Below are 25,940 nucleotides of genomic sequence, written 5' to 3'. Positions count from 1 at the left end.
TTCTCACCCCGGCCGTGGAGCCGGGGTCCCGCTCGTCCCACGATCGGCAGTAGCAGCGGGACCCCGGAATCCGGAGTGGCGTCCGGTTCCGTCGTAACCATCGTGGCCCGGACGCACCTACGCCCGGCAACATCTTGCGACCAAACGTAACATTGGCCGGCACTGGTACGTCCTGCCCGTTCATCCCCGATGCAGCGACTGCCGGATATAGTGGACGATTGCGCGCCCATATTGCGCGTGCTAACGGCCCGGCCTTGAACCACTGGGACGCGGTCGACATGGCCAAACTCGTTGCCACTTCGGCGCGGTTCTCGCGCCGGTGATATTCTCCCGAGAGGCTTCCGCCGAAGCCGCCGACCTGCCCGATACGGGTGCGGGCCATCACGGACCGCGTCAGTCGCTCGCCAAGCTGTCGCTCGGTGCGCTCGGCATCGTCTATGGCGATATCGGCACCTCGCCGCTCTATGCGATGAAGGAGACGTTCGTCGGCCATCACCGGCTGCCGGTCGACCAGCTGAACATCTTCGGCGTCGTCAGCCTCGTCTTCTGGTCGCTGATGCTGATCGTGACGCTGAAATACGTCTTCATCATCATGCGTGCCGACAATAACGGCGAAGGCGGCAGCCTCGCGCTGCTTGCCCTCATCCAACGCAAGAGCGGCGGCGGGCGCTGGACGTCCAGCCTCGTCATCCTGGGCGTGCTGGCGACCGCACTGTTCTTCGGCGATTGCATGATCACACCGGCGGTGTCGGTGTTGTCGGCGGTCGAGGGTCTGGCGACGGTCAATGCCGGATTCGATCCGTTCGTCATCCCGATCGCGGTGGTCATCATGATCGGGCTGTTCTGGTTGCAGGCGGTCGGCACGGCCAGCGTAGGGCGGCTGTTCGGGCCGATCATGATCGCTTATTTCGCGACCCTGACCTTTCTTGGCGTTCTCAACATCCTCGAACGCCCCGATATCTTTCAGGCGCTGAACCCGATCTGGGCCGTGCGATTCTTCGCACAGGACGGGATCATGGCGTTCCTGGCGCTCGGATCGGTCGTGCTGGCGGTGACCGGGGCGGAGGCACTCTACGCCGATATGGGCCATTTCGGACGGCGTCCGATCTCGGTCGCGTGGCTCTACGTCGTGTTCCCCGCGCTGATGTTGAACTATCTGGGGCAGGGGGCGCTGCTGCTCGAAAACCCGGATGCAGCGTCCAATCCGTTCTTCTTCATGGCGTCGGAGGACTTCCGTCTTCCGCTCGTCATCCTCGCCACGCTGGCGACGATCATCGCCAGCCAGGCGGTGATTACCGGTGCCTTCTCGGTCGTGCAGCAGGCGGTGCAGCTCGGCCTCATGCCGCGCCTTCGCATCGAACATACCAGCGCCGATGCCGCCGGGCAGATCTATATCCCGGCGGTCAACTGGGCGCTGCTGGTGATGGTCCTGCTGCTGATCTTCGGGTTCCAGGAATCGTCGAACCTGGCGGCCGCCTATGGCATCGCGGTCACCGGCACCATGTTCATCAGCACCTGCATGATCGCGGTGCTTATCAAGCGGGTTTGGAACTGGCCGGTCGCGGCGGTTCTCGCCTTCATGGCGATCTTCCTGTGCATCGACGGTGCCTATTTCGCGTCGAACCTGACCAAGGTGCCCGATGGCGGCTGGTTCCCGCTGCTCGTCGGGATCGTCGTCTTCGTCCTGCTCACCACCTGGGCCAAGGGGCGCAAGCTGATGATCGAGCGGATGCGGGAAGCCGCGATGCCGATCAAGGTCTTCATCCAGTCGGCCGCCAGCAGCGCGACCCGCGTGCCCGGCACCGCCGTCTTCATGACGTCGACGCCCGATGGCGTGCCGCACGCACTGCTCCACAACCTCAAGCATAATAAGGTGCTGCACGAGCGCGTCATCCTGCTGACGGTCAAGATTGCTGACACGCCCTATGTCGACCCCGAACTCAGGACCAAGGCGGAGGACCTGGGGCAGGGTTTCCACCGCATGATCCTGCGGTTCGGGTTCATGCAGGACCCGGACGTGCCGGGTGCGCTGAAGGCGGTGGGCTGTTGCGGGGGCGATTTCCGGATGATGGACACCAGCTTCTTCCTAGCGCGACAGACGCTGCTACCGTCGTCGCGACCCGGGATGCGCATCTGGCGCGAAAAGCTGTTCGCATGGATGCTGCAGAATTCGGAAAGCGCGATGGAGTTTTTCCGCCTGCCGACCAACCGCGTCGTCGAACTCGGCAGCCAGGTGGAGATTTGACGCCGCCCGAACCCGCGCCAATCATCGTGACCGCCTTGTTCGGGCATGAGGATCAGGCGTGGTTCGATCGGCAGCGCCGAGCCTATTTCCCGCCCGAGCGCAACGTGCTGGCGGCGCACTGCACGATGTTCCACCATCTGGCCCCCGAACTGGGGCCGGAGCTGAAGCAGCGGCTGAGCGGCCTGACGCGCGCCGTGTCGGCGCCGGTCGCACGGGTCGGCGGGTTGATGAACCTTGGCCGGGGCGTCGCCTATCGTATCGAATCACCCGACCTCGAATCGTTGCGCGCTGATCTAGCGGACGCCTTCGCATCGATGCTGACGCCGCAGGACCGCGCCGGATGGCGGCCGCACGTCACGATCCAGAACAAGGTGGAGCCGGCGGCGGCCAAGGCGTTGCTTGCCGAATTGTCGGCCGGATTCGCGCCGCGCCCGTTGAAAATCGCGGGTTTGGCGAGCTGGTGGTACCGCGGCGGACCATGGGAATCATTTTCCCGTCATATGTTCGCTTGACCGCAGCGATTCGCGTTCGTATAGGGCCGCCCTCCCCGATGGGGATACGGCGGGGCGAAGTAGCTCAGTTGGTTAGAGCACGGGAATCATAATCCTGGGGTCGGGGGTTCAAATCCCTCCTTCGCTACCACCCGCCATGGCTGTTAAGCCTCTGAGAAGTCAGCGTTTCCCCTGATTTCGATTTTCTTGATTAGTTGGCCGGTTGGCCTTGGTTTGCAGTTTGGTTTGCAAAATCAGCTGCTGTCCTCGCGTTTCGCGGGGATTTTTGTCGTGGCTTGCGTGCCTGATTCGAGCTTGCCGATCGCGGCCTGCGCCATGCGGATGTCGCGGTTCAGATAGTGGCGATCGAGGATCGCGTTTACGTCGCGCAGGGAGTGGCCGGTCAGCGTCGCGATCTCGGGCGGGCTGGCGCCGGCGATGGCCAGTCGGGTGACGACCGTTCCGCGCAGATCGTGGAAGGTGACGTCGGCGACGCCGGCCGCCGCGCATGCCTTGCGCCATGACGTCTTGAACCCGTCGCGGGTCCAGGCGGTCCCACGGCTTGTCACGAGGATCGTCGAGGCCGTCGGGCGTTCGTCGGCCGGTAGGGCGTCTATCGCCGCCCTGGCGGCGTCCAGTGCGGCCCTGAGGGGTTGTCCGACGGGGATCACCATCCGGGTCGCTGCGCTGGTGTCGCCGCGGCGGATCGACTTGCCCTGGGTCAGCCGGATGAAGGCACCGTCGTACTGCGCCCAGGTCAGCTTAAGCAGGTCGCCCTGTCGCTGGCCCGTCCAGAGGGCGAGGCGTAGGGCGAGGTGCAGATGCTCCGGGGCCTTGGCGTAAAAGGCGGCTTCGTCCTGGTCGGTCCATACCGCCGTGGTCCGCTGAGCCCGGTAGGTGATGCCGCCGGCCTTGCAGGGGTTAACCAACGCAAGGCCGCGATCGACGGACCAGGACAGCACCCGGGCCAGCACGGCGAAGCTGTAATCCGCCTGTCGCCGCGACTGGAGAGCCCGGCGGTCGCGCCAAGCGAGGAACTCACCGCGCGTGCGCGGATCGGTCAGCGCCGCGATCGGGAAGTCGCCGAAGGCGGCGTCGATGATGCGGATGTGGCGGCGGTAATCGGTCTTCGTCAGATCAGCCAGGGCGGCGAAGCCGGACGAATCGAGGAAGGCATCGCACAGTGACCGGATCGTGTCCTTTGGCACCACCACCGGCGCGCTGACCGCGCGGTTGAACGCCTCGACAAATTCGGGAGTGCCGTACTTCTCATTGATCCGGGGCCCGCCGCGCCACGCGTAGTAATAGGTCACGGTCGTCCCGTTCGCGAGCCGCTTTCGGGCTCGCGTCAGCCCTTTCAGCTTAACGCGCATGGCTTTGCCGCCATTGGTCGAAGGGGTTGTTCGGCACCGCCGAAGGCTGTTCGTGGAACACGACGATACGGCCGTCGGGCAGGATCTCGGTCCGCGAGACGGGCAGGCCGCTGGCGAGTGCGCCGCGAATCGCGCGGGTGACGTCGATCTGGTGAAAGACCGCGGGTCGTTTCGTGCCGCTCATGCAGCGCCGCCCCCGGCGGTAAGCGCCGCGCGGATCGTGTTGGCATGATCGATCATCACAGTGGCGTGCCGATCCAGCGCGGTCGCGACCAGGAGCAGGTTGTCGTCGTAGACGCCGCGCGTCGCCTCCAGCTTCGCACGGAGCGAGCGCCGCTCAATACCGAGTGCGTCGGCCGCGCGCTGATGTCCGAAAAGATCGACGGCGGTCCATAGCAGGCGGATGCGTCGTGCGCGCACGCCCATGGCGAGCCTAGGCTCCGGTCCGGTCGCGTCAGCCACGGGGAAGCTCCTTCAGTCGGGCGCGCATCCGGTCGACCAATGCCTCGGCATGGACGCCAGCGTTGACCAGGACGTCGGCAAAGGCATCGGGATCGAGCATACGGGTGGGCGTCGCGCGAAACTCGGCGACCGCCTCCGAGATCGCGCGACGGATCGCGGCGTCGGCGTCGGCGATGAGCAGGCGTTGATCCTCCAGCGTCAGGTCCAACCGCACCGGTGCGGGGGGCGGGGGCGGCGCGGCGTCGGGATGACGTAGCGCGTCGGCGACCTGCACCGCGCAAGACGGGCACAAATCGCCATCGAGTCGCAGGCCGCGTGCGTTGTTCGACAGCGCGAAGCGTTCCCAATCGCGCGGCCGATGTCCTTCCGCATCGTCATGCGTCACTTCCGCGCCGCAGCGGTCACAGGTCAGGCGGATGGTGCGGGTCGCGGTCATCGGACGGCATCGGTGCTGCCGGGTACGGCAACCGGGCAAGCGAGCGGGGTCGTAGAGAGCGTCTCTACCATTGCGGGCGCGGCGGGCATCAACGCGCCCCCTTCGCGTCGGCGAGCGTCTTGGCGATCAGGATCGGCACGAACAGCAGGGCGATCGCAACGGAGACGACGAGGCCCGCGATGCGCAGCGCGCGGGCCTTGCGGGAGGTCGGCGCGCTCACAGACCGTCCCCGGCGGGATCGCAGCGCTCGCAGCTGGTGCGCGTTGCCCAGCGCGGCGCATCGTGATCGTGGGCCGAGGTGCCGCAGCCGCGACAAACGCGCGGGTGGAGATCGGGCGCGTAGTCCGCCAGCTGCCAATAGACGTCGGCGTCGATCGGGAGAACGGCAGCGAGACGGGCGATCGTTTCGGGTCGCTCGGCGACAGTTTCGGGCTGCTCGATTCGCCGCAGCTCGGCCAGCATGTCCGCGACGAGATCGGGCATACGCTGGCCCGCTTTACGTTCGTTCAAGTGGATGCAGAGCGCGGCCATTCGCTGGGCGACATCATGCTGAGACAGGCCGGTCGAGATACGGCGCAGTCGGATGTAACCACCCGGCGTCATCGGCCTATCATCGCGGATGCGCGGCAGCGGGGCGCGGCGGGTCGCTGGGGCGAAGTCGTGATTGAGGTACATCGGGCGTCTCCGGTTCAGGCAAGGCGGGGGCGGTCCCGGCGGCGGGGGTGAAGCCGTCGGGGCACGCGATCAGGGAAAGGGGAAGGCGGCGCGCGGGCCGCGTAAGGTCAGCCGCTCATGTCGGTGGCCGCCGGGGTCAGCGGGCCGGGATCATTCGCGGGCGACCGGGTATCGTCGTTGGCGGGCACCGGCGCGCGGCGCGGCCCAAGGTTCGGGTTGCCGCGCGGCAGGTGGATGCCGGCGCGCGGACAGGCGCTGGGCACGATGGTGCGCACGATCGCCAGCTCGACCACGAAGGTATGGCCGCAGGCGATGTTGTCGCAGCGATAATCCGCCTCGCGCACCAGCGGGCTGATCTGTTCGGACGAACGGATGATCGCCCGCGTGCCGCAATGCGGACACGGGACGAGCGGCGGACGTTGCTTCTTCACTGGGCACCCCCCGGTTTCCCCGGCACGGCGCCGGGGAGAAAGCGTTTGACCAAGCGGCGCAGGCCCTTCAGCCGCGTCTCTGCCTGATCCAGTTCGATATCGGCGGTCAGCGCCTGATTGGGCGAGAAGCCCGGCACCGCCAGCAGCGTGGCAGCGCCGATCGCCTCGCCCCATTCGCGCGAAGCATCGGCAAGGTTCGTGGCGAGCGCGGCATGACATGCGGTCAGGTCGTTGAAGCGCAGGTCGAGCTGCGCCCCATACGCCTCGTACAGCGGCGCGCCTTCACCCCCGGCGGCGCGATAGGCCGCGTCGAGCGCCACCGCCTGCGCCCAGCTCGGGCAGCTCGGCGTCGCCTCGTCGCTCCAGTCGCGCACGCAACGTTCGGACCGGCGCGCGACGGCGGCGGCGGCGGCGAATCCGCCAAGTCGCGCCGCGATGCGCAGCACGGCATGGCCGCTGGTGTTGGGCGTACGGGGACGGGTCATCGGGCAGCGCTCCGGCAATCGGCAGTGGACCAAGGGGGCGAGCGCCGCGCACACCCATCGGCGGGCGAGGGCGGCGCGCAGGCGGCAAGCGCGAGCAGGACGATCAACGCCCTCACGCCGGCCGCCCGTGGATGGAAAGGGCGCGGCGATTGCAGACGACCGGCGCCGCGCCAAGGTCTACGTCGCTGGGGCAGTCGGCACCCGACGAAGGGTATAGGTCAGGACGAAGGAGATGCTTGGAGATGCCCGTTTCACGTTCGACGGTCAGCACATGTTCGGCGGGAAGTCGCTTGCCCGATTGCAACCATTTCCAGACGGCCGTCTGCGACACCCCGCAAATGCGCGCAAACGCGGATTGAGACCCGCTTCGCAGGACAGCAGCGGACAAGGCTTCGAACGGACTAGCGGGATGCACCATGGATGTAGAACTACAACCTTGGTTGAAGGGGAGGCAATTACTAATGTGGACGTGCGCTCTACAACCAGAGGTGTAGCTAGGTAGCGTGTTTAACGCTGACCGATTCCGAAAACTCCTCGCTGAGAGGGGTTTGAGCCAGTCTGAATTGGCTCGGCGCGTTGGTGTATCCCAATCTGCGATCCATAAGCTGGCGTCGGGCGGTGCGTATGGGTCCGCACACCTCCACAAAATCGCGCGAGAGCTAGGGACATCGCCTTCCTACTTGTCCGGGGAGACAGACGATCCGACCGAAGGCGCGGTGCCGTTTCCGAGTGCAGAGGCTCTTGCCGAACAGCTCGATCTAGTCCCGCTCGAAGAGGTCGATCTCGATTACGGCCTCGGCGCTGCGTATGGCGACACGCCAGTATCGGTTCAGGTCCACAAGATGCCGCGCCTCCTTATGGAGGCTATGAGCGAAAGCCCGTCGACCAACCTCTTCGTCACACGCGGGGTCGGCGACTCGATGCAGCCGGTCATCAACCATGGTGATCTGGTAATTATCGACCGATCGCAGCGAACAATCGGCCGCGACGATCAGATCTGGGCGCTGGCGATCAGCGGCATGCATACCATCAAGCGCGTCCGAGTCCGTGGGAACGAGGTACGCTTGCTTTCGCCCAATCCCGACGTCGGTAATGACGTCGCAACGGCGGACGAGGTGCACGTGATCGGGAAGGTCGTGTTCGTAGGGCGACGGATGTGACGACAGCCGTCTACGAAAGGAACGTCGGTTGAGCGACGAAAGTGTGCAAACGCTTGGCACGTACGAGGAAGAGAAAGCGGCAAGCGGCTACGAACCGGTTGCATTCCAAGCAGACTCGGCTTTGATTCGAGAACTTGGAGAACGCCTCGTCGGTGCTCCGCATGTCGCCTTGGCGGAATTGGTAAAGAACGCGTACGACGCGGATGCGACGCGTTGCACAATTAGGCTCGAGAAAAATCGGATTACGGTTTCCGATAACGGTCACGGAATGGAACCGTCCGAGTTTCGAGATCACTGGATGCGCATAGGCACGCAAAATAAGCAGCGGCACGGACGCAGTCGTCTATTCGGACGAAATGTCTCAGGATCCAAGGGTGTTGGGCGTCTGTCTGCGCAATTTCTAGCGCATAAAATGCAGTTGATTACGTCGGCGGAGAACTCAAGCGATCAGCCGCTTCATGCGCTGGTCGACTGGGATGCCGCCGTACAGATGCGCGAGCTTACCGAAGCGACTGCAATGGTAAAGATCGAAAGCCAAGCAAGAACGATTTTTCCTGAAGAGAGTGCGACGGGGACTACCGTCGTAATGGAGAATCTAAAGCACGATTGGGGTAAGGAGGCGGTCGAACAACTAGGGCAGCAGTTGTGGATGCTCCAATCCCCGATACCAAATTTTGGACGTACTCGTTCCGGAGACCGTCCTTCTCAGGACTTCCAAATCGGTTTCTCAACTGATTTGGAAGGCTTGGATGAAAGTTTCGCGACTCAGATGCAGGCTGCGATGGCCAATGCTCATGCCGTAATAACTGGCGAGGCCTTGCGCGTGGGGTCAAATTTGGAATCTCACGTTACCGTGCGGTTCGGGGATGACGAAGAATACTCCCAGAGTTTCGTTGATACTCCTGCTTTCTTATCGTCAGCCAAGTGGCAAATTCGAGTTTACAATCTCTCTGGTAGGCAAGCGGGGAATATTCCCGTGCAATTAGCTCGAGAATATTTCCAGCAGTTCGGCGTGATGATGTTTGATGCAGGCTTCCGATTGCCATATTACGGCATCCAGAGCGATTGGCTTGGCATTGAATATGACCATTCGCACCGTAAGGTAAAATCGGCATTGCTGCCGGATTCGATGCACGTTCAGCGTGCTCTAAACGATCTACCCTCGCAAGGACGGTTGCTAGGTGTGGTCGCCATCGATACCGGCCAAGAGGCTAGAGCCGCAACTGAAGACCAAGCAGAAACCGGTGATTACCTAAAGATACTGGTTACGCGTGATAGGCTAGTCGATAATAGCGCCTCGCAACAACTGCGAACGGTCGTCCGTAGGTCGCTCGACTATTATGCCACACGTCAACGCATTAAAGCAGCAAGGACAACTGATATTGCGCGCCCCTTGGAGAGCGCTGCGGTACGACTGCGGAAAATCGATCAACTCATCCATGAGGCGGTGGAGCGGTTTCCTCAAGACGATACCATTCTAGAATTAAGCGCCGAAATCCAACGGTTGGACACTACCGTCGAGCAGCAGTCGGCTGCCGACGAGGCCGCGCGGAGCCTTCTCGGTCCGCTAGCGTCAGCAGGTATGGCGGCGTTGGCGATGGAACATGAGAATATAAAAGAGGTCAGGATCGCCCGTTCACACATTCGCGCGTTGCGAAGAGTTGCGACCCGTACAGAAAACAAAGAACTCGAGGGTATTGCGGGCAACTTGGAAGGCTGGCTTCAACGTTTTGACGATAGCCGAAAACTATTCGCGCCTTTGTTGGATGCCGAAGACCGTGACGCCGTTGAGCCGTTGAATGCAGCGAATGTGGTTCGGGAAACTTTGCGAGGCATTGCTCCACTCGTCGAACATATTTCGTTCGATGTCGACGTTGCAAAAGATCTTACACTACCTTCTGCTACCTTCGCCGAATGGTATGCATTGGTTCAGAACGTTGTATTGAACGCTGCAAACGCTATGATTGATACGCGAGTAGCTCGGCAGTTGATAGCGGGTCATCGAGAAGGGCGATGGTCTGTCCTCCGAATAAGCGATTTAGGAAACGGAATCGATCTTTCGCGAGCGGATCGTTTCTTTGCTCCGTTCGAACGCGAACAGGGGGTGTCCACCGAGCGGCGAGCGCTGGCTTTAGGTGGGATGGGGCTTGGTCTAACCATTGTGCGCATGATTGCGGACCAACGTGGCTGCACGGTCGGCTTCGTCCAGCCAGAGCCAGGCTGGAGTACGACGTTTGAGATGCGTTGGCGAGGATAAGGGGAATTCCTGTGAAGATCGTAGTTTGCGATGACGAGTATGCGCCTCGTCAAGATTGGGTGGAGGCCATCGGAAACGTTGTGGGCGCCGAGAACGTATCGCAACTGAACGATGACAAAGCTCAGTTGAAGTCCCTCTTAAACCGTCGTCACTCGTTCCGTGAGACGGGCGAGACTGACTGGGCGCCAAGCCAGGTCGACGAGGCGGATGTCCTTATAGTGGATTACGATCTAACATTGATCGATAAGGATGCAAGGCATACAGGCGAGGAGGTTGCGCGACTTGCAAGAATGTATTCTGATTGCGGATACATCATTGTAATGAATCAGTATCCAGGCATAGGTTTTGATTTGACTATGAAAGGTCATTTGGAGAGTTATGCGGACGTAAATATTGATTCATCGCTTGCTGGTTGTCCTGCCCTCTGGTCCACTGCTGTAAGCGGAGAGTTTCATCCGTGGCATTGGGATTGTATCGAGAAAATAACGGAATCTCGCCGGGCTTTGGCGGAAGAATTGACTAAGCGAGGAATGGGAACTTCGATCGTCGATTTCTTGCAAATGCCGAATGCTGCGATCGATCGACTTGCCGATTCGGCGTTCGCCTTTATCAGCCCTGCTACCCAAAAACCGGACGAACTAGCGCAGACAACCGTGGCGGAATTTTTGCAACATCTCACGGAAAAGAAAGATCTTGAAAAGCTTGCTGACGGCAAGCCTGCGAATGCTGCACGAACCGCCGTTTCTCGATTAGCGAAATGGGTATCTCGAACGATTGTTGGGCCGCAAGACGTTTTAATTGACGTACCCCATCTTTTGGTTCGCCTTCCGTATGTTGCGAATAAAGAGCACGGCGTACCATCGACGATAGAAGACTGGAACGCTCTTCTAGATCTTGGTGCTGGAGCGATTTGCCCAGAAATCCGTGAGAAAGGTGAGTTTAGGCGATCGGTAGAATGGATTGGTAAGGCAACGTTCTGGTGGTCTTGCATTGAAGGTTTGGATTTAGTTGATACTCTTCGAGAGGAGTTCGACTACGAAAGTTTGCCTGATATGGTATTTTGCGAAGACGTGTCGCGTTTCGTGCCTCGCGAAGATGCAACGGATTTTCGGGCTGGTTTCCACAACTTTTTCGACCGCCGTTACGTAAAAATCGTCGAAGGTGTGGAGTATGCGCCTCGTCGACGTCTTGCGTTCGCCGAGGCTTAATTCGGCATGGCATCGGAGCAGGACGCAATTGCCGTAGTCTTACGCAGCCTACGTACCCGTGGCTTGGTGGCAGCGCGGAGGCACCGCACCATTCACAACAAGCTACGGCCCGTTATGGATCGCTATACCGATGTCGGTGACGTCGTGATGGCTAATTTGCACAATGCCGACCCACACTCACATTTCGAACCTCGCCATGTAATTTGGCTCGCTCCACCTAAACGAGGTGGGGATGCCGCAGCGCTCTGGTACAAATGGGATTTCCGCCCGGAGGGCGCTATTCCAATGTGCAAGTTCTACTACGGAGCTTGGCGCATGTCCTGGCCTCATCCGCGGCCGCTCCTACCCTGTGATAAAGTTCCCCAATTCTTGGGCTACCGTTTCGAGCCACCTGAAACACAGGGGACCAAGCACGGCTATTATCACTCTCAACCATGCCAATCTATGGGAGAGAAGGGCGTCCCTGACCCGTTTGCTATGGATGTCGTGGATACGGACCCTACTTGGCCATTAGCCGCCGACAATGCGACAGAGTTACTGTTATGCCTAGTGCTGGCGCTCTACGGTCTCGATGATTTCCGACGGATCCGGGCCGACCTTCTTGCCGATCCAGCCGCGCAGCGAAATGGGTTGCTTCGATCAGGGCTGGAGAGGGTTCACCGGCTTGCAAAGCGCTGACGTTCGAACGATTAGGCGGGATGACTTCCGAACCATCTCCATTTTACCAGCCGCCAGCGATGTTCGGACCTGCCGTAGCGTCGGTCGTTGACCTTTTTTGCGGCGCCGGCGGTCTGGCACACGGGTTTCGAAACGAGGGGTTCGCAATTGCGGCCGGGATCGATCTAGATCCAGCGTGTAAGTATCCCTTCGAGCGCAACAACGCTTCGCGTTTCTTAAAGCGAGACGTTGACCAGCTTTCCGGTACAGATTTGCGCGGATTATTTCCTGACACGGGGCGTAGGGTCTTGGTCGGTTGCGCACCCTGCCAGCCCTTCTCCACCTATAATCAGAAGGGCCGCGGGAAGGCGAAGTACGGACTTGTCGGTAAGTTCGCGGAGTTGATTGCCGAATGTGAGCCAGACGTAGTTTCGATGGAGAACGTGCCCAAACTGGCCGACTTCAACGGGGGGCGGCTGATCGGGGAGTTCGAGGAGGCACTTGCCCGAAAAGGGTATCATCATCATCGTGCCATCGTTGCAGTAGCCGATTATGGCCTTCCTCAGATGCGAAAGCGATTGGTTCTGCTGGCATCCAAGCTAGGACCGATCGAACTCGCCCCCCCCGTTGCCGATCTGCCCAAGCGGACAGTGAAAGAAGAGATCGGCGACCTGCCGCCGCTGCTCGCCGGGACCGTCGATCCGAACGACCGTCTGCACCGTGCGAGCAGGCTTGATCCCATAAATATGAAACGTATTCGCTCATCTCGACCGGGCGGGAGCTGGAGTGACTGGGCGCCTGAGCTGATTGCGAAATGCCATCAATCGGAGAGCGGAAAGACCTATCGCTCGGTTTATGGTCGTATGAAATGGGACGAGCCATCTCCCACAATCACGACACTGTTTTACGGCTTCGGAAACGGCCGGTTCGGTCATCCGGAGCAGGATCGAGCGATCTCGTTGCGCGAAGGAGCTATGCTTCAATCGTTCCCTCGCGACTACGAGTTCCTAGCGCCCGATGAGCCAATTTCCATGCGGACGGTAGGTCGGCTCATCGGAAATGCGGTGCCTGTTACGTTGGGCCGTGTGATCGCTAGATCAGTTCGCAATCATTTGGCCTCACATTCAAACGGATGAAAGGAAGCGAAGTCCTAGTCGATCCCGCTCGCTCCGAACTGATGCGGCGGGTGAAGGGCAAGGACACGAAACCGGAACTGGTCGTCCGGAGGCTTCTGCATAAGCTGGGATATAGATTTCGGTTGCACCGTAAGGACCTCCCCGGACGACCGGATATCGTCCTGCCGAAGTTTCGGACTGCGATCTTCGTCCATGGGTGCTTCTGGCATCGTCACCCGGGGTGCAGGAAGGCGAGCACGCCAAAGACGCGTGCCGACTTCTGGCAAGCAAAATTCGACGCGAACGTCGCACGAGACGAACGCAACGTCGCCGATCTTTCTTCCGCCGGTTGGATGGTGGTAACTGTCTGGGAGTGCGAGACGAAGTCGATCGACGACTTGCGGGTCCAACTCACCGAGGCGCTGGCGAAGGCGGCGGACCAGCCCAGCAGCGATCGCTAGTTCGAGTGTCTGCGCGTCGGAAACACTGGGCCGCGCATGGTCATTGTCGACGCATCATAGGGCTGCTGCAACGCCATCACATCGTCATAACTTCCCTGCAACCACGCGTCGCAATCCTCGGGCCGCAAGATGGTAATCATCGCCATCGGATGGATCGGCGCGACCCGCTTGTTCGGATCGCAGGTGACCATGGTGAAGCCGTTGCCCTCGGCCGTCGACTGCCAGAAGCCGGCAACTTCAAAGGTCGGCGGATCGGTCACGCTGAACCACATACTCCTCTTCAGCGGCGCCTTGCCGTCGCCAAGGTCGTGCTTGTCCCAGCCTTCGCGCGCGCATCTTCACCCGTGAGAACGGGTTCTAGGTGGCAACACGACACGGAATCGGCTCACTTATTTGTAGGACAGTACAAAACGGCACAGAACGCCCGCCTAGGATGATGGTTATATTGCTAATTCAGATTAGTTTTTGGGGCACAAGTGACCGGCGAGCAGGAAGAGTTCGAACGAGATGCGCTGATTGCTAGCCGGAGTATCACCTTGGCGGATGTCGCGAGGGAGTTGTTGCACGAGGACGCCGGCATCGGCCTTGTCCGGGCGGCGCTCGTGGCGTGGGAACGGCAGTTCGGCCGGGCGGTGGCATTGGAACTAGGCCGGACGTCGCTGATGGGCATCATGAGCGAATTGCAGCACGGCAAAGGACGATCGAACTGAACGATCGGGCCGGCCGAGCGTCAGCCGCGGGTCGGGAAGACAGGCCCTTTGACCGTCATGCGATCAGCCGAATAGGGCCGCTGCAGCTGGACGATTTCGTCGTACGACGCCCGCAACCAAGTGTCGCAATCCTCCGGTCGCAGGATGGTAATCATCGCCTTCGGATGGATCGGCGCGACCAGCGCGTTCGGATCGCAGGTGACCATGGTGAAGCCGTTGCCCTCGGCCGTCGCCTGCCAGAAGCCGGCGACGGCAAAGGTCGGCTGATCGGTCACGCCGAACCACATCTCGCCCTTCAGCGGCGGCTTGCCGTCGCCCAGGTCGTGCTTGTCCGGCGTCCATTCGCAAAACTCGGTCAGCGGGATCAGGCAGCGGTTCGCCGGGTCCGCCGCCAGCTTGCGCCACTGGGGCAGCTTCAGGTTGCGGACATTGGTCATCGGCCACGCCGCCTGACCGCCGAGCACGTCCCACGCCATCACGTCCCACGCGCGCTCGCCATCCTGTTCGCGGATGACATAGGCGCGCCCCTTCGGCCGCAGCTCCTTCGGGTTGAACCGGTTGTCGCGCGGGCGTTCGGAAAACAGCTTCTTCGCCGATCCGAACAGGGTGGTGGGTTCGCCGTCAAAGCGCGCTCGATTGCACATGCCGAAGAAGATAGGCGAGGCGGCGCCCGCCAACCAGTCGGGTCGAGCGCGATGGCCGATCAGGCAACCCGACCACGCTGAAAATCGACATAGATCGGGGCGTTAGCGGCACCGGCGGCGTGGACCGGATCGCGAGGGAGGTTGAAGCGCCCGACCTGCGCCGCAAGCTGATCGGCGTGGCCAGCCAGCGTCCGCGCGGCGGCGGTGACCTGTTCGACCATCGCCGCGTTGCGTTGGGTCACGCCGTCCATTTCCGACACGGCGGCGTTGACCTGCTGCAAGCCGCTGGCCTGTTGCCCCGATGTTTCGGCGATGCCGTGGACCAGCGTGCTGACTTCGCCGATGCGGCCGACGATCCGCGTGAGTGCGTCGCCGGTTTCGTTGACCAGCGCGACGCCGGTGCTGACCTGCTCCCCCGACGCGGTAATGCGCATCTTCACGTCGCGGGCGGCGTCGGCCGATCGCTGGGCGAGGGCGCGGACCTCGCTGGCGACGACGGCAAAGCCCTTGCCCGCGTCGCCCGCGCGCGCGGCCTCCACGCCGGCGTTCAGTGCGAGCAGGTTGGTCTGAAACGCGATACCGTCAATCACGCTGATGATCTCACCGATTTCGTTCGACGCGCGTTCGATGGCGTCCATTGCGTCGATCGCGCGGCTGACGACGGTGCCGGACTGCTCCGCTTCGTCGCGGGCCAGTGCGACGATCGTCTTCGCCTGTGCCGCGCCGGTCGCCGACTGGCGGACCATGCCGGTGATTTGATCCATGGCGGCGGCGGTTTCTTCGAGGCTGGCGGCCTGTTGCTCTGTGCGTTGCGACAGGTCGTCGGACGCACGGCTGATGTCGAACGCGCCCGCATGGATATTTTCGCTGACCGCGGCGACCGCGTTCAGTGCTTCGGCCACCGCCGCCATCGCGCGGTTATAGTCCTGGCGAAGGCGATCGGTCTCTCCGGGGAAATCGGTGTCGATGCGGTGGCTGAGGTCGTTGCCGGCCAACCGGTCGAGCCCTTCGCCCAGCGACGTGACGACGAGCTGCTGCGCGTCGGAGGCGGACGCGAGCCGCACGCCATTGTCGCGGAACGTCACCATCGCGCGCGACATGCGACCAACACAGTCGCGATAGTTGGAAAAAGGGATTTGCTCAGTGAACTCGCCGGCCGCCAGCGCCTCCATCCGGACAACGGTGGTAACGTAGGGATCGCAGATGAGCTTGCGCGCGATCAGAAGGAGTGCACAGATCGAAACTTGCGCGGCAAGTGCTGCCGACACCATCATCACAGCGCCGTTCGGAGCGCCGCCCCATAGCAGCGCGGCCACGAGCGGTATCGAGGCCAGCGCACCGGCCAGCAGCGTTAGGGCGACGAACTTTACCCGGATCGGGGCATCTGCCTTGAACCAGCGGACCATGAGCGGTTGTTCCTGCCAAATCGTATAAATCGAGCAGGGCAAGTGGGCGCAATTCGACAACGAAATCTTAACGCCCACGTCCCGGGCGTCGGTTATTTGGAAGTGCGTACTGTATCGGACGGAGGCGGGCGATCCGGCGAATGTGGGGAACTTCACGCTTCGTAATGTGTGCGTGGCGCGGCTGTCCGTCGCAAACCCTTGCGGTATGTTCCTGTATTGTTCTATTTTTAGTGCCGGCCGCATGGACGGCGATTCGAGATCAAAGGGAGCGAAGGGATGCATCACGATCCCCAAATGCGCGCCGCCGCGCGCGCGGTGTACGACGCCTGCTATCCATCGGACGACTGGGCCCGCCTGGGCTTTGACGACGCCGAACGGCACGGGACGGTGCAGTACCGGCAATCGGTAGACGCAGCGCGCCAGGTCCGGTCCGTCCTGGCATCGCCCGGCGAACAGCTGGCGCTGGACGCGCTGTTGTAATGCGACGGAAGGGAGAGCGGCCGCTGCCGGTGTATCTGGACAGCTGGTCCGATAGCCATCCGGTGGCGCGGAGCATCGCGACGGGGACGTGGTGGTTTCAGGCTTGGCTGACGCAGAAGGCGACGCCGGTCGATCGATTGTCGCGGACAACCGGCATTCCGCAGCAGCGGTTGCTGACGCTATGCCATCGGGATCGTGTATCACTGGCGGAGATCGACGCGCTGGCCCGGGCGTGGTGTGTGAGTGCGGGCGACCTGAAGGCGTCGATCCCGGCCGAGCTTATCGTCGAATGACCGACGATGCAGATGCAAGTCGCCGGTTTGTTACCGAGGCGTTGAAGCGACAAACGGAGGAACGACGGAAGGCGAAGGCGCACGACATGCGCGGCAAGCACTGTCCGATCCAACGTCCGATGTTCGACGCCTGGCCGAAGTCAAAGCGATAGGATTTTATACGCCGAGCGGCGCTGGAGCATTCGGGCAGCGGGTTGAGAAGGACAGGGCGCGGCAGCGTTTTTCTCGCCATTTCAGTGTAGTACCGTTAACGATACGCCAATATCGGCAACGGTACGGTCGCGCATGTTCGACAATAGCGAAACGATGGACGAGACGGCGCGGATCGAGGCGCTGCGTGCTTTGGACATTCTGGACCAGCCCTCCGAAGCGGCCATCGACGCGATCGTCGCGGGCGCCCAGTTGCTGTTCCGATGCAAGAGCGCGTACGTGTCGCTGGTCGACATCAATCGTCAATGGTTCCTATCGACGTGCGGTTTGCAGGCGAACGAAACGCCGCGCGATATCTCCTTTTGTACGCATGCGATCGCGGCCAACGAGCTGTTGGTAATCCGCGACACGCATCAGGATCCCCGGTTTGTCACCAATCCGCTGGTCGTCGGCGAGCCGTTCGTGCGGTTCTACGCCGGCGTGCCCCTTCGCGCCGCTGCGTCGAAGGGTGGTCCGCCGCTACCCATCGGCACGCTCTGCGTCATCGACGACCGGCCGCGCGCGCCGTCGGCACAATCGCTGACCGCATTGGCCGGCATGGCGACCGTCGTCGATGCGTTGCTGGAGGCGCGGCGTACCAGTCGCCAGAATCTACAGCTGGCGTTCGAGCGGCAGGACGCGCTGGAAGAGATGGCGCGAACGCATAAGGTGTTGCAACACGCCGAACGGATGGCGCGGATCGGTTCGTGGCGGCTTGATCTGGAGAGTGGCGCCGTTCGCTGGTCGGACGAAACCTATGCCATTCACGGGATCGAACCCGGTACGGCAGAGCATCTGGCGAACGCCATGCTGTTCTATCCGGACGAAGATCGGGCAAAACTGCAGGAGGCGCTGGACCGATGCATCCGGGACGGCATTGCGTGGGATCTCGAACTGAACTTCACGGACGTTCAAGGCCAATCGCGCCGGGTACGAACGTTGGGCGAGGTAGACCTTCGCGACGGAATGCCGGTGGCGTTGATAGGCGTCATCCAGGACATCACCGATCGCTATCATTTCGAGCGTCGGTTGGTCGCGGTCGCCCGAACCGACGAACTGACGGGCATCCCCAGTCGCCGGGCCTTCAACGAAGAGATCGAAGCGACGCTGCAGCGTATGTCGGATGGATCGTCGCTCACCCTTGCGATCATCGACCTCGATCATTTCAAGGAGGTCAACGATCAGCTGGGTCACGCCAAGGGCGACGAAGTCCTGCTGGTGATGGCAGCGAAGCTGAAGGCCGCGCAGTATCTGGGCGATCACTTCGTCGGCCGGTTAGGCGGGGACGAATTCGTCGTGGTGCTGCGCGGTCGTCGTAGCCCGGACGAAATCGAACAGGCGATCGGGCGATTGCTTGCCGAACTGCGTTATTCCGTCCCGGCGGGGGAGCGCTCGATCGAGGTGACAGCCACGATTGGTGCCTGCTCCCACGACGCCCGGCACGTCGATCGTTCGTCGCTGCTGAAGGAAGCTGACGAGGCGTTGTACCGGGCCAAGCGCATGCAGCGTGGTTCCGGCGCGATCGCCGGCATCGGCAGGCTGATACACCATGCCGGCGACGTCGAGGTTCTTCCCGCGTAGAGCCACTAAATCAACGGGCTTTCCAGCTTCAACCCGGTCGCGAAGCCCCGGTCGCCCAGCGTGTGGGTGACCTCCGCCAGTACCCAGCGCTGCGCATCGATAGCCGCCTTGAAACCTGAGACCGTGATCGGCGTCTCCGGCTTCAGATCGGGGCGGCCGAGCGCCAGCGAGAGCGACAGGGTACGGGGCTGGCGGGAGGCTCGGCCGGCCTCCGCCTTCGCCGCAGCGCGGGCGTCGGCCTCGCTGGCATAGGTGCGGGACAGCTTGCGCGCGCCCTCGGCCTTGCCGGCGGTGACGGTCCGTTTCTTCGCGCTGGCGCGGTCGTGCCAGTCGGCCGAGACGCCGGTCGCCTCCTCCTGCTTTTGCACCTGGTAGTCGTGCCGATCGCCGTCGCGCCGACGGATGGCGACCGCCGGCAGCGCCTTGCCCGACACGGTGGCGCGGTCGGCGACGGGCTTGAGGATCAGATTGCCATCCTTGATCGTCGCGACGGCGTCGTGGTCGGCCCCGAGGCGGCGCAGGAAGGCCAAGTCGCTTTCCCGGCTCTGTGCCTTTGCCGTGACCGCGATCGACGCCAGAGCCGATGCGCAGCGGGGCTTGAGGCCATGCGCCCTGGCGACATCGGCGACAATCGTGCCCAGCGTCGTGCCGTGCCAGCTGCGCTCCCGCCGGACGCGCATCGCGCCGGTAAAGTCGGCGGCGCGGGCGCGGATAGTGATCTGATCGGGCGGGCCGCTGTGGCCGACGTCGTCGACGATGTAGGTGCCCATGTCGACCAGGCCGGGGGTTACGTCGGGACCGGACCGCCAGCCCAGTGAGACGCGGATGGTCGCGCCGGTCGGGGGAAGCTCGACACCGCCGTCGCTGTCGTCGATGACCAGGTCGAGCTGGTCGGCGTCGCTGCCCCGCTTGTCGGTCAGGCCGAGCGAGATCAGCCGGGTGCGGGGGCGGTCGACGGTGCGTGGGCCCGGGCGGGCCTCGCGCAGGACCGGCGTGATGTCGAGGCCGTTCACCTCGACGCGGAAGTCGGGGATATTGCTCATTCGTCGACCCGCAGCAGTTCTAGCGAGAATTCGATCGCGCGCGGAGTGCCGTCGGGGAAAAGCGCCTTATGCTTTTCGTCCAGCGTCTGGATGACGAAAGCCCCGAAGACGGTGCCCGCGCCGTCGACCAGCGGCCATGCCTGTCCGGTCGCGGCCATGTCGCGCAGCTGATCGAGGCAGGCGCGGCCATCGGTCAGCTCGGCATGGGCGGTGCCGCCGATGCTGACCGACTCTTCGCCCGGTCCCACATACTGGACCGCGTCGCGCGCCCCGATCCGCGACGCGGTGGCGTGCCGCCATGCGGTGCGGCGCGACAGGTCATCATGGGCGAGGGTCGGCAGCGAGAAGGGGAACAGCCCCAGCGACATGAGCATCAGACGTTCCAGTCGGGGCGGTCGGCGAAGGACGAATAGGCGGCGGCGCGGCGGCGCGCCTCAATGCGCTCAAGCGCTTCCTCTACCTCGCGCCCGACCTCACCCGGCGCGCGGTCCGCGCCGTTGATGTGGATGGTGACGGTCATGGTGGAGAAGCCTCCGTCAGCGCCGACGACAGGACCGTTCGGAGCTGCGCCACTCGCCGGCGCTGGCGTGGCCGCGCCGAGCGCCATCGCGCCCGTCAGCTCGCGCGATACGCGCGCGATGCGATCGAGGGGGCCGCCGGCACCGCGATCGATGCCGTTGCCGAGGCCCTCCATCAAATACCCGCCGTAGCGCGCGAAGACGCGGGAAGGTGAGTTAATCTGCACCGGCTTTCGGAACCAGCCCATCACCGACGTTGCCACCCCCGACACCGTGGCTTTCAGCGCAGCGAAGCGGGCGGTGATGCCGTTGATGAGGCCGGTAATCAGCATGCGGCCGAAGTCGGAGAATTTGGCGGGGAGCTGGATGCCGAAATAGCCCAGCACCGGCTGCAGCACGCGGTAGAAGATGCCGAGCGGCGTCCATCCCAGAAGGGTTGCGGTGATGTTGGCGATACCGCTGCTGAAGAAGCCCTTGATGCCGCTCCAGAGGTTGCCGAACCATGCAACCACGCCGTCCCAATTCTGGTACAGCTTGTACGCGCCATAGGCGAGCAGGGCGACCGCCGCGACGATGCCGAGGATGATCCACGTCATGGGATTGGCGAGTAGGACCAGGCCGGCGCGGGCGATCGTGAAGGCGAGCGAGATGAACGCCTTTCCCAGCATGGGGATGAAGCGGATCGGATAGAGCAGCCCCTTGCCGATCGTCATCATCGACGCGCCGAACTTGATGCCGAGCGCCGTGGAGGCGAATGACAGCGCGGCGAAGGGTGCCATGAGCGCGGCGATGACAATCGCGCCGGCAGCGAACAGCGCGAAAAGTCCCGCAGCACCGCCGGCGACGTAGATGATACCCTTGGCAAGACCGGGGTTTTCCTTGGCCCACGCCCGCATCCTCCCGGCAAGCCCGGCGGTATATTGGGCGGCGGCCTTGACATGCGGTAGCAGCTGTTGACCCAGCTCCAGATTGACCGCCTGCAGGCCGTTGGCGGCAAGGTCCGTTGCGCCCTTGGTCGTATTGATGCGCGACAGGAACTCGCCCATCATCGAACCGGAATATTTGCTCCGGTCGCCGACCAGCTGAAGTCGTTCCTTCAGAGCATCAAGATTGGTCAGCAGCGGTGCGATGGCGCCGACGGATTCGGTGCCGAAAAGCTCGCTGAGGTTGGCCGCCTGCTGATCCTTTGGCAGCTTGCGGATGCGCTCCAGGACGTCGACTATCGTGCCGCTGCCGTCGACCTGCATCGCCTTCGAAAGCTTCACGGCGTCCAACCCCAGCTCCTTCATCGCGGTCTGTTGGCTCTTGGTCGCTGACGTACCCTTGTTCAGCGTCAGCAGGATTGCCTTGATGCCCGTAGCGGCGACATCCTCCTCGATACCGATGGAGTTGAGCGACGATGCCATGGCCGCGATCTGAGGAGCGGCGACACCCGCGACGTCGCCGAGCGCACCGACGCGGGTGATGACACCCGAAACCGCGCCCGCCTGACCGCCGAAGCGGTTGGTCAGCGCGTTGATGCGGTCGCCCAGTTCCACGACCTGCGGTTGCGTCATGGTGAACGCCTGTCGCCACTTCGCCATGGTGCTGCCGGCATCCTCTGCCGACATGTCGAAGGCGATACCCATGCGGGCGGCGTCGCCGGTGAACTCAACCAGCTCCTTGCGGCGCTGGGCGAGAGATACACCCGCCTTGGCGGCGCCGACGCCCGCAGCGCCGGCGGCGGCAGCGATCTGCGAAAGGTCGGTCGCGGTCATCGGGATTTGGGTAGACAGGTCCACGATGCTGGCTCGCATCAGCCCGATCTGGTCGGACGCGAGGCCGGTGACCTTGGCGACCCCGGCCATGCCCTCTTCGAGATCCATGGCGACCTTTGCCGAAGCGACCAGCGGCGCCGCCGCGGAGACAGCGGTAGCGCCCGCCGCCATGCCCGCGCCGGCGATGTTGGTGGCGGTCGCGGACGTGCGGTTGAAGCGGGTCCGCGCGTCGCCGATACGGCGTTCGCGGTTGCTCGCCCGCTCCAGCGTGCGGGACTGGTCCTCCATGACCCGCGTCGTTTCGGCCGCGCGACGGGCAAGATCGTTTTCGTAGCGGGCCAGGTCACGGGTGTTCGCGCCGGCGGCCTGCAGGACGGTGCGCAGTTCGCGCAGTTGGGCGACGTCGTGGCGGTGGCTCTCGGCGAGTTGCTCGGCGGTGCGGGTCGCCTGGGCGAAGTCGCGCTGCAGGGCGCGGCTCGGCTTGGCCGTCTGGGCAATCTCGCGACCGAGTGCGGCGACGCGCTGTTCGGCCTCGCGGACGGCGGTAGCGGATTGGCGCATTCCGGCGCGAAGGGTGGTGAAGCTGTTCAGCTGCCCTTGCGCATCGTTGACCCGGTTCAGTTCCTCGCGCGTGCCCTTCAGCGCCAGTGCCGCCGCGCGCGATCCGCCGGCCATGGCGCGCAGCGGCTTGTTGAGCCGGTCGGCCGCGTCGAACAGAACGCGCAGCTTCAGTTCGCGATCGGCCATTCTATTTTTCCTTCTTGGGCGCGCGCTCGATCGCGAGGTGGTGCCAGTCCATCAGCTCAGGCAACGACATGGCGGACATCGCCTGCAGGTCGGGCTGGCCGCGAAGGATCAGCCAGATGTCCGCCATGATGGGTTCTACTCGTCCTGGTAGACCGCCTGCTTCGCGGCCGTCGGCAGCAAAAAATCGAGCACCTCCCCGCCGAACGACGTGAAGTCGGCCGGGTCCATCGCCGCGACATGCGCCTTTTGCAGGATCGGGGTGGTAATCCGCGGGGCGAGCGTTTCGAGCGAATTATAGTCGCCCTGGATCAGCGGATTGATCGAGAGGCCGCGCAGCTCGCCGGCACCGGGCTTGCGAATGGTGATGCGGTCACCCGCCTTGTGGGGCTTGTCGGTGCCGACGACGATGTCGTTTTCGAGGACCAGCACGCGGGCTTTGGGTTCGGTCATGGGTCAAGCTTTCGTAAGGGGAGCGGCCCCGGCGAGTGGCCGGTACGCGGGGATCAGAAGCGGCCGAGGGCGGCGCGATGCTCGGCCATGATGTCGCGACCGCCGTAGCGTTCGATCATGCCGAGGACGTCGATGTAGATGAGCTCCTCGCCGTCGCGGTACAGCGCGTAGAATGCGACCGCGATCTTGCCCTTCATCTCGGTATCGTCGCCGGGCTTCGACTCGCCCATGTCGATCTCTTCATGCCGGCCGCCGATGACGGCTTCCCAGCTATGAACCTTGCCGGTCGCATCGTCCTGCATGGACGCCACGAACCGCATGCGCTGGGCCTCGATCGATATCGAGCCGAACCCGTTGATGATGTCGCGGACCCAACCGCCGCAGGCGTACTCCGCCTCCAGCGCCTCGCCGCCCATATCGACCTTGACCGGACGGTTGAGGCCGCCGGGACGGTAGTCCTCGAACTTGCGGGTGACCTTGGGCAAGGTCACCGAGACATGCTCGGCGCACCAGCGGCTGTCGATGTAGAGGTCGGACTGTTTGAACTTTTCGCCAAGGGCCATGGGGATACTCCGGGGGTTAGGTCAGGACGCGAGGCGGATCAGGCCGCGACCAGCGTGGCGAAGTCCGCGAGAAATTCGTCGGTGACTTCCTGCGACAGGTGCAGGTGTTCGAGTGGCGGGACCGGCGTGTAGCGGTAGCGAATGCCGAGCTTCCCCGCCTTCAGGTCGGTGACCGGGTTCCGGGTCGGATCGAACCAGGCGGTCGCGCCGAGGATCTCGCCCGCCTGCGTCATCGCCCGGAACTTCTGGTTGCACAGTTCCACGATGTCCTTCGCCAGCGCGGGCGTCAGCGGCTTGTCGATCGCCCAGATCAGGCCGTTGGCGATCGTGTCGGCAACGATGTGCGCGGTGCGGGTCGCGCTTTCGAAATAGAAGTCGGCGTCGGTCGAGCAGGTGCGCGAACCCCAGAACCGCAGCTCGCCATTCAGGCGCACGATCGTGGTAACCTCATCGGCATTCAGCCGATTGGCGTCGGCGTCGGGATCCTGAAGGTCGAAGGGGACGTCGGCGGTGGTGCCGACCACGCCGGGGATAGCGACGTTCGACAGCGTCTTGTGCCAGCCCTGCGTCTGGTCGATCAGCGCGCGCATACCGACAGCATGGGCGGCGGCGAAGCTCGGCACGACCGCGCCGGTCGCGTCGGTGACCTTCAGGTCCGGATAGAGCAGCATCAGCTCGCGCTGAGTGAAGCCGGCCCGGTAAGCGGCGAGGGCGGCGATGTCAGCTCCGATCGCGCGGGCATAGGCCATCGCGCGCAGCTTCGCCCCGACGGCGGCGATCGCCTCGGTCACGGCTTGCGTTTCCAGCCCCGGTGCGGCGAGGATGCGCGGGCGGATGCCGGTCTGTGCCTCGGCCGCCAGCAGCGCCTGCAGGCCGGTGCGAACGCCGGCGACGTTGGTACCGATGACGGCGGCGGCGGTCGCGGTGGCGTCGGCACCGGGGGCAACGCGCACGACGATGACCGGGGCGCGGACCTTGGAAGCGATGGCGGCCAGCACCTTCGCGCCGGTTCCGGTCGCGCCGATCTTCGCCAGCGCGGTGGTCATGTCGATATGGCCGGGCGTCTCATCGATCAGCACCGGCTTGTCGAGCGGGAAGACGGTGGCGTCGGCGGCCGGCGCGGTCACGACCAAGCCAATGCAGGCGGTGGCGATGGTCGCGATCAGGCGCGACGTGGTCTTGGATTCGGCGACAGTGATACCGTGGTGGAAGGCGGTGGCCATGAGGATCCTTTCAGGCGCGGGCAGGGCGGAGAGTGGTGGTGACGTCGATCGGCGCGGGGCGCGGACCGTCGAGGCGGGTGCCGATGATCCGCAACTCGGCCGCACCGGCGCCGGTGACGTCGAACAGGATCCGCTGCGCGCGGATGCGCGGCTCCTGTCGCAGCAGCGCCAGCGCGCCGGCGGCGATCACTGCCAAGCGGGTGGCGACGTTAAGTGGCTGGTCGATCAGCTCAGGGACGTAGCTGCCGAAGTCGCGGCGGCCGACGCGTGAACCGATCGGCGTGCCGATGATGGTGTCGATCGACTGGCGCAGATGGTCGGCGCCGGCGCAGGCGCGGCCGGTGTGGCGGTCCATGCCGATCATTTGGGTGCCCCCGACAGCCCTTGGCCGGGCTGGACCTGCAGGTGGACGTGACCCTTCAGACTCTTGCCGCCGCCGATGACGTCGACGTCGGCGGTGACCTTGCCGGTGACTTCGAGATCCGCGTCGATACGGACCTTGCCGGGGATGACCTGCAGGCGGGTGCCGTCGTCCAGTGCGACCATCGCTTCGCCCTTGGCCGGGTCGTAGCCGATCCAGCAGCCGTCATCGAAGGTGACGTGGAAGCTGTCGTTATCGGCCGGGGCGGGGTGGGCGTTGGAGAAAAGGCCGGGCAGCACGATCGCACGGGCGAGGTCGCCTTCGCCGCACAGGACCAACACCTGCTCGCCGATCGAGGGCGGCGACCAGATCGTCGCCTTTCCCGCTCGGCCGGCGAGCCATGGAATGTCGCCGCTTTCGATATCGCCGATGCGGACGCGGCACAGCGCGCCGGTGCGCGCGATCACGACGCCTTCGCGGATCAGGTCGCCAATCAGGCGGGGCATATCGACAGGCTGG

The 25,940-nt window shown here is 63.6% G+C and carries 31 protein-coding genes, 1 tRNA gene and 2 pseudogenes; 13 read left to right on the top strand and 21 right to left on the bottom strand.

Annotation, left to right across the window (positions count from 1 at the left end):
- Nucleotides 1–319: 319 nt before the first annotated feature.
- From MF609_RS06875 to MF609_RS06865, 3 genes are all read left to right on the top strand, one after another.
- The gene (locus MF609_RS06875) at nucleotides 320–2,245 is read left to right on the top strand and encodes a potassium transporter Kup (RefSeq protein WP_419723057.1); all 1,926 of its coding nucleotides are present in this window, start codon (nucleotides 320–322) and stop codon (nucleotides 2,243–2,245) included.
- Nucleotides 2,246–2,271: 26 nt separating this feature from the next.
- Nucleotides 2,272–2,757 carry a 2'-5' RNA ligase family protein gene (locus tag MF609_RS06870; protein WP_242415555.1) on the top strand — a complete coding sequence of 162 codons (486 nt, stop codon included), beginning with the start codon at nucleotides 2,272–2,274 and terminating at the stop codon, nucleotides 2,755–2,757.
- A gap of 53 nt (nucleotides 2,758–2,810) precedes the next feature.
- Nucleotides 2,811–2,887: transfer RNA gene (locus tag MF609_RS06865), tRNA-Met, on the top strand.
- A gap of 103 nt (nucleotides 2,888–2,990) precedes the next feature.
- Here the strand turns inward: MF609_RS06865 and MF609_RS06860 are convergent.
- From MF609_RS06860 to MF609_RS06825, 9 genes are all read right to left on the bottom strand, one after another.
- Nucleotides 2,991–4,109, bottom strand: a complete 1,119-nt coding sequence (locus tag MF609_RS06860; RefSeq protein WP_242415554.1) for a tyrosine-type recombinase/integrase — start codon at nucleotides 4,107–4,109, stop codon at nucleotides 2,991–2,993.
- Nucleotides 4,099–4,293 (bottom strand): hypothetical protein, encoded by a 195-nt coding sequence (locus MF609_RS06855; RefSeq protein ID WP_242415553.1) that lies wholly within the window; start codon nucleotides 4,291–4,293, stop codon nucleotides 4,099–4,101. Before MF609_RS06855 ends, MF609_RS06860 begins: the two co-directional genes overlap by 11 nt.
- A complete protein-coding gene (locus MF609_RS06850) occupies nucleotides 4,290–4,571 on the bottom strand; it encodes a hypothetical protein (RefSeq protein ID WP_242415552.1) in 282 nt (93 codons plus the stop codon). The genes MF609_RS06855 and MF609_RS06850 overlap by 4 nt, the downstream gene beginning before the upstream one ends.
- Nucleotides 4,564–5,007: a hypothetical protein gene (locus tag MF609_RS06845; protein ID WP_242415551.1), complete on the bottom strand. Its 444-nt coding sequence runs from the start codon at nucleotides 5,005–5,007 to the stop codon at nucleotides 4,564–4,566. Before MF609_RS06845 ends, MF609_RS06850 begins: the two co-directional genes overlap by 8 nt.
- A gap of 88 nt (nucleotides 5,008–5,095) precedes the next feature.
- Nucleotides 5,096–5,227, bottom strand: a complete 132-nt coding sequence (locus tag MF609_RS19885) for a hypothetical protein (RefSeq protein ID WP_277991086.1) — start codon at nucleotides 5,225–5,227, stop codon at nucleotides 5,096–5,098.
- Nucleotides 5,224–5,682 (bottom strand): hypothetical protein, encoded by a 459-nt coding sequence (locus MF609_RS06840; RefSeq protein WP_242415550.1) that lies wholly within the window; start codon nucleotides 5,680–5,682, stop codon nucleotides 5,224–5,226. The genes MF609_RS19885 and MF609_RS06840 overlap by 4 nt, the downstream gene beginning before the upstream one ends.
- A gap of 107 nt (nucleotides 5,683–5,789) precedes the next feature.
- Nucleotides 5,790–6,113 carry an Ogr/Delta-like zinc finger protein gene (locus MF609_RS06835; protein ID WP_242415549.1) on the bottom strand — a complete coding sequence of 108 codons (324 nt, stop codon included), beginning with the start codon at nucleotides 6,111–6,113 and terminating at the stop codon, nucleotides 5,790–5,792.
- Nucleotides 6,110–6,598, bottom strand: coding sequence for a hypothetical protein (locus MF609_RS06830; protein ID WP_242415548.1), 489 nt, complete (start codon nucleotides 6,596–6,598; stop codon nucleotides 6,110–6,112). Before MF609_RS06830 ends, MF609_RS06835 begins: the two co-directional genes overlap by 4 nt.
- A 112-nt stretch (nucleotides 6,599–6,710) precedes the next feature.
- A complete protein-coding gene (locus MF609_RS06825; protein WP_242415547.1) occupies nucleotides 6,711–7,016 on the bottom strand; it encodes a transcriptional regulator in 306 nt (101 codons plus the stop codon).
- A gap of 85 nt (nucleotides 7,017–7,101) precedes the next feature.
- Here MF609_RS06825 and MF609_RS20045 point away from each other — a divergent pair.
- The 6 genes and pseudogenes from MF609_RS20045 to MF609_RS06800 form a co-directional block, all read left to right on the top strand.
- A pseudogene (locus MF609_RS20045) lies at nucleotides 7,102–7,269 on the top strand (helix-turn-helix domain-containing protein); the annotation flags it as partial.
- Between the two features lie 9 nt (nucleotides 7,270–7,278).
- A complete protein-coding gene (locus MF609_RS06820) occupies nucleotides 7,279–7,758 on the top strand; it encodes a S24 family peptidase (RefSeq protein WP_242415546.1) in 480 nt (159 codons plus the stop codon).
- Between the two features lie 28 nt (nucleotides 7,759–7,786).
- Nucleotides 7,787–10,015 carry an ATP-binding protein gene (locus MF609_RS06815; RefSeq protein ID WP_242415545.1) on the top strand — a complete coding sequence of 743 codons (2,229 nt, stop codon included), beginning with the start codon at nucleotides 7,787–7,789 and terminating at the stop codon, nucleotides 10,013–10,015.
- An 11-nt stretch (nucleotides 10,016–10,026) separates the two neighbouring features.
- Nucleotides 10,027–11,223, top strand: coding sequence for a hypothetical protein (locus tag MF609_RS06810; protein WP_242415544.1), 1,197 nt, complete (start codon nucleotides 10,027–10,029; stop codon nucleotides 11,221–11,223).
- Nucleotides 11,224–11,921: 698 nt separating this feature from the next.
- Nucleotides 11,922–13,016, top strand: coding sequence for a DNA cytosine methyltransferase (locus MF609_RS06805; protein WP_242415543.1), 1,095 nt, complete (start codon nucleotides 11,922–11,924; stop codon nucleotides 13,014–13,016).
- Complete coding sequence (locus MF609_RS06800; RefSeq protein ID WP_242415542.1) at nucleotides 13,013–13,456, top strand: very short patch repair endonuclease; 444 nt, start codon at nucleotides 13,013–13,015, stop codon at nucleotides 13,454–13,456. The genes MF609_RS06805 and MF609_RS06800 overlap by 4 nt, the downstream gene beginning before the upstream one ends.
- Here MF609_RS06800 and MF609_RS06795 read toward each other — a convergent pair.
- A pseudogene (locus MF609_RS06795) lies at nucleotides 13,453–13,773 on the bottom strand (SOS response-associated peptidase family protein); the annotation flags it as partial. The gene MF609_RS06800 and the pseudogene MF609_RS06795 overlap by 4 nt on opposite strands.
- A 159-nt stretch (nucleotides 13,774–13,932) precedes the next feature.
- Here MF609_RS06795 and MF609_RS06790 point away from each other — a divergent pair.
- Nucleotides 13,933–14,166, top strand: a complete 234-nt coding sequence (locus tag MF609_RS06790) for a hypothetical protein (protein ID WP_242415541.1) — start codon at nucleotides 13,933–13,935, stop codon at nucleotides 14,164–14,166.
- Nucleotides 14,167–14,186: 20 nt separating this feature from the next.
- On the opposite strand, the gene MF609_RS06785 is transcribed toward MF609_RS06790, so the two are convergent.
- Nucleotides 14,187–14,810, bottom strand: a complete 624-nt coding sequence (locus MF609_RS06785) for an SOS response-associated peptidase family protein (RefSeq protein WP_242415620.1) — start codon at nucleotides 14,808–14,810, stop codon at nucleotides 14,187–14,189.
- Between the two features lie 59 nt (nucleotides 14,811–14,869).
- The gene (locus MF609_RS06780) at nucleotides 14,870–16,501 is read right to left on the bottom strand and encodes a methyl-accepting chemotaxis protein (protein WP_242415619.1); all 1,632 of its coding nucleotides are present in this window, start codon (nucleotides 16,499–16,501) and stop codon (nucleotides 14,870–14,872) included.
- Here MF609_RS06780 and MF609_RS06775 point away from each other — a divergent pair.
- The 3 genes from MF609_RS06775 (at nucleotide 16,493) to MF609_RS06765 (ending at nucleotide 18,759) form a co-directional block, all read left to right on the top strand.
- On the top strand, nucleotides 16,493–16,696 hold the full coding sequence (locus MF609_RS06775) for a hypothetical protein (protein ID WP_242415540.1): 204 nt from the start codon (nucleotides 16,493–16,495) through the stop codon (nucleotides 16,694–16,696). The genes MF609_RS06780 and MF609_RS06775 overlap by 9 nt on opposite strands.
- Nucleotides 16,696–16,989: a helix-turn-helix domain-containing protein gene (locus tag MF609_RS06770; protein WP_242415539.1), complete on the top strand. Its 294-nt coding sequence runs from the start codon at nucleotides 16,696–16,698 to the stop codon at nucleotides 16,987–16,989. The genes MF609_RS06775 and MF609_RS06770 overlap by 1 nt, the downstream gene beginning before the upstream one ends.
- A gap of 285 nt (nucleotides 16,990–17,274) precedes the next feature.
- Nucleotides 17,275–18,759, top strand: a complete 1,485-nt coding sequence (locus MF609_RS06765; RefSeq protein ID WP_242415538.1) for a sensor domain-containing diguanylate cyclase — start codon at nucleotides 17,275–17,277, stop codon at nucleotides 18,757–18,759.
- A 5-nt stretch (nucleotides 18,760–18,764) separates the two neighbouring features.
- Here MF609_RS06765 and MF609_RS06760 read toward each other — a convergent pair whose 3' ends face one another.
- The 9 genes from MF609_RS06760 to MF609_RS06720 are packed head-to-tail and all read right to left on the bottom strand — an operon-like array spanning nucleotide 18,765 to nucleotide 25,927.
- Nucleotides 18,765–19,802 carry a contractile injection system protein, VgrG/Pvc8 family gene (locus MF609_RS06760; RefSeq protein WP_242415537.1) on the bottom strand — a complete coding sequence of 346 codons (1,038 nt, stop codon included), beginning with the start codon at nucleotides 19,800–19,802 and terminating at the stop codon, nucleotides 18,765–18,767.
- A complete protein-coding gene (locus MF609_RS06755) occupies nucleotides 19,799–20,176 on the bottom strand; it encodes a phage tail protein (protein WP_242415536.1) in 378 nt (125 codons plus the stop codon). Before MF609_RS06755 ends, MF609_RS06760 begins: the two co-directional genes overlap by 4 nt.
- A complete protein-coding gene (locus MF609_RS06750) occupies nucleotides 20,176–22,824 on the bottom strand; it encodes a phage tail tape measure protein (protein WP_242415535.1) in 2,649 nt (882 codons plus the stop codon). The genes MF609_RS06755 and MF609_RS06750 overlap by 1 nt, the downstream gene beginning before the upstream one ends.
- A gap of 1 nt (nucleotide 22,825) precedes the next feature.
- Nucleotides 22,826–22,951: a GpE family phage tail protein gene (locus MF609_RS06745; RefSeq protein WP_242415534.1), complete on the bottom strand. Its 126-nt coding sequence runs from the start codon at nucleotides 22,949–22,951 to the stop codon at nucleotides 22,826–22,828.
- Nucleotides 22,952–22,959: 8 nt separating this feature from the next.
- Complete coding sequence (locus tag MF609_RS06740) at nucleotides 22,960–23,274, bottom strand: phage tail assembly protein (protein ID WP_242415533.1); 315 nt, start codon at nucleotides 23,272–23,274, stop codon at nucleotides 22,960–22,962.
- A 53-nt stretch (nucleotides 23,275–23,327) separates the two neighbouring features.
- On the bottom strand, nucleotides 23,328–23,837 hold the full coding sequence (locus MF609_RS06735; RefSeq protein WP_242415531.1) for a phage major tail tube protein: 510 nt from the start codon (nucleotides 23,835–23,837) through the stop codon (nucleotides 23,328–23,330).
- 38 nt (nucleotides 23,838–23,875) lie between these two features.
- On the bottom strand, nucleotides 23,876–25,060 hold the full coding sequence (locus tag MF609_RS06730; protein ID WP_242415529.1) for a phage tail sheath subtilisin-like domain-containing protein: 1,185 nt from the start codon (nucleotides 25,058–25,060) through the stop codon (nucleotides 23,876–23,878).
- A gap of 10 nt (nucleotides 25,061–25,070) precedes the next feature.
- A complete protein-coding gene (locus tag MF609_RS06725) occupies nucleotides 25,071–25,424 on the bottom strand; it encodes a GPW/gp25 family protein (RefSeq protein ID WP_242415528.1) in 354 nt (117 codons plus the stop codon).
- Nucleotides 25,421–25,927, bottom strand: a complete 507-nt coding sequence (locus MF609_RS06720; protein ID WP_242415526.1) for a phage baseplate assembly protein V — start codon at nucleotides 25,925–25,927, stop codon at nucleotides 25,421–25,423. The genes MF609_RS06725 and MF609_RS06720 overlap by 4 nt, the downstream gene beginning before the upstream one ends.
- Between the last annotated feature and the right edge of the window lie 13 nt (nucleotides 25,928–25,940).

It is taken from the genome of Sphingomonas panni, assembly GCF_022664435.1.
Classification (GTDB): Bacteria; Pseudomonadota; Alphaproteobacteria; order Sphingomonadales; family Sphingomonadaceae; genus Sphingomonas; species Sphingomonas panni.
Note: the sequence above shows the minus strand (reverse complement) of the source record. Positions and strands in the feature narration are given on the sequence as shown.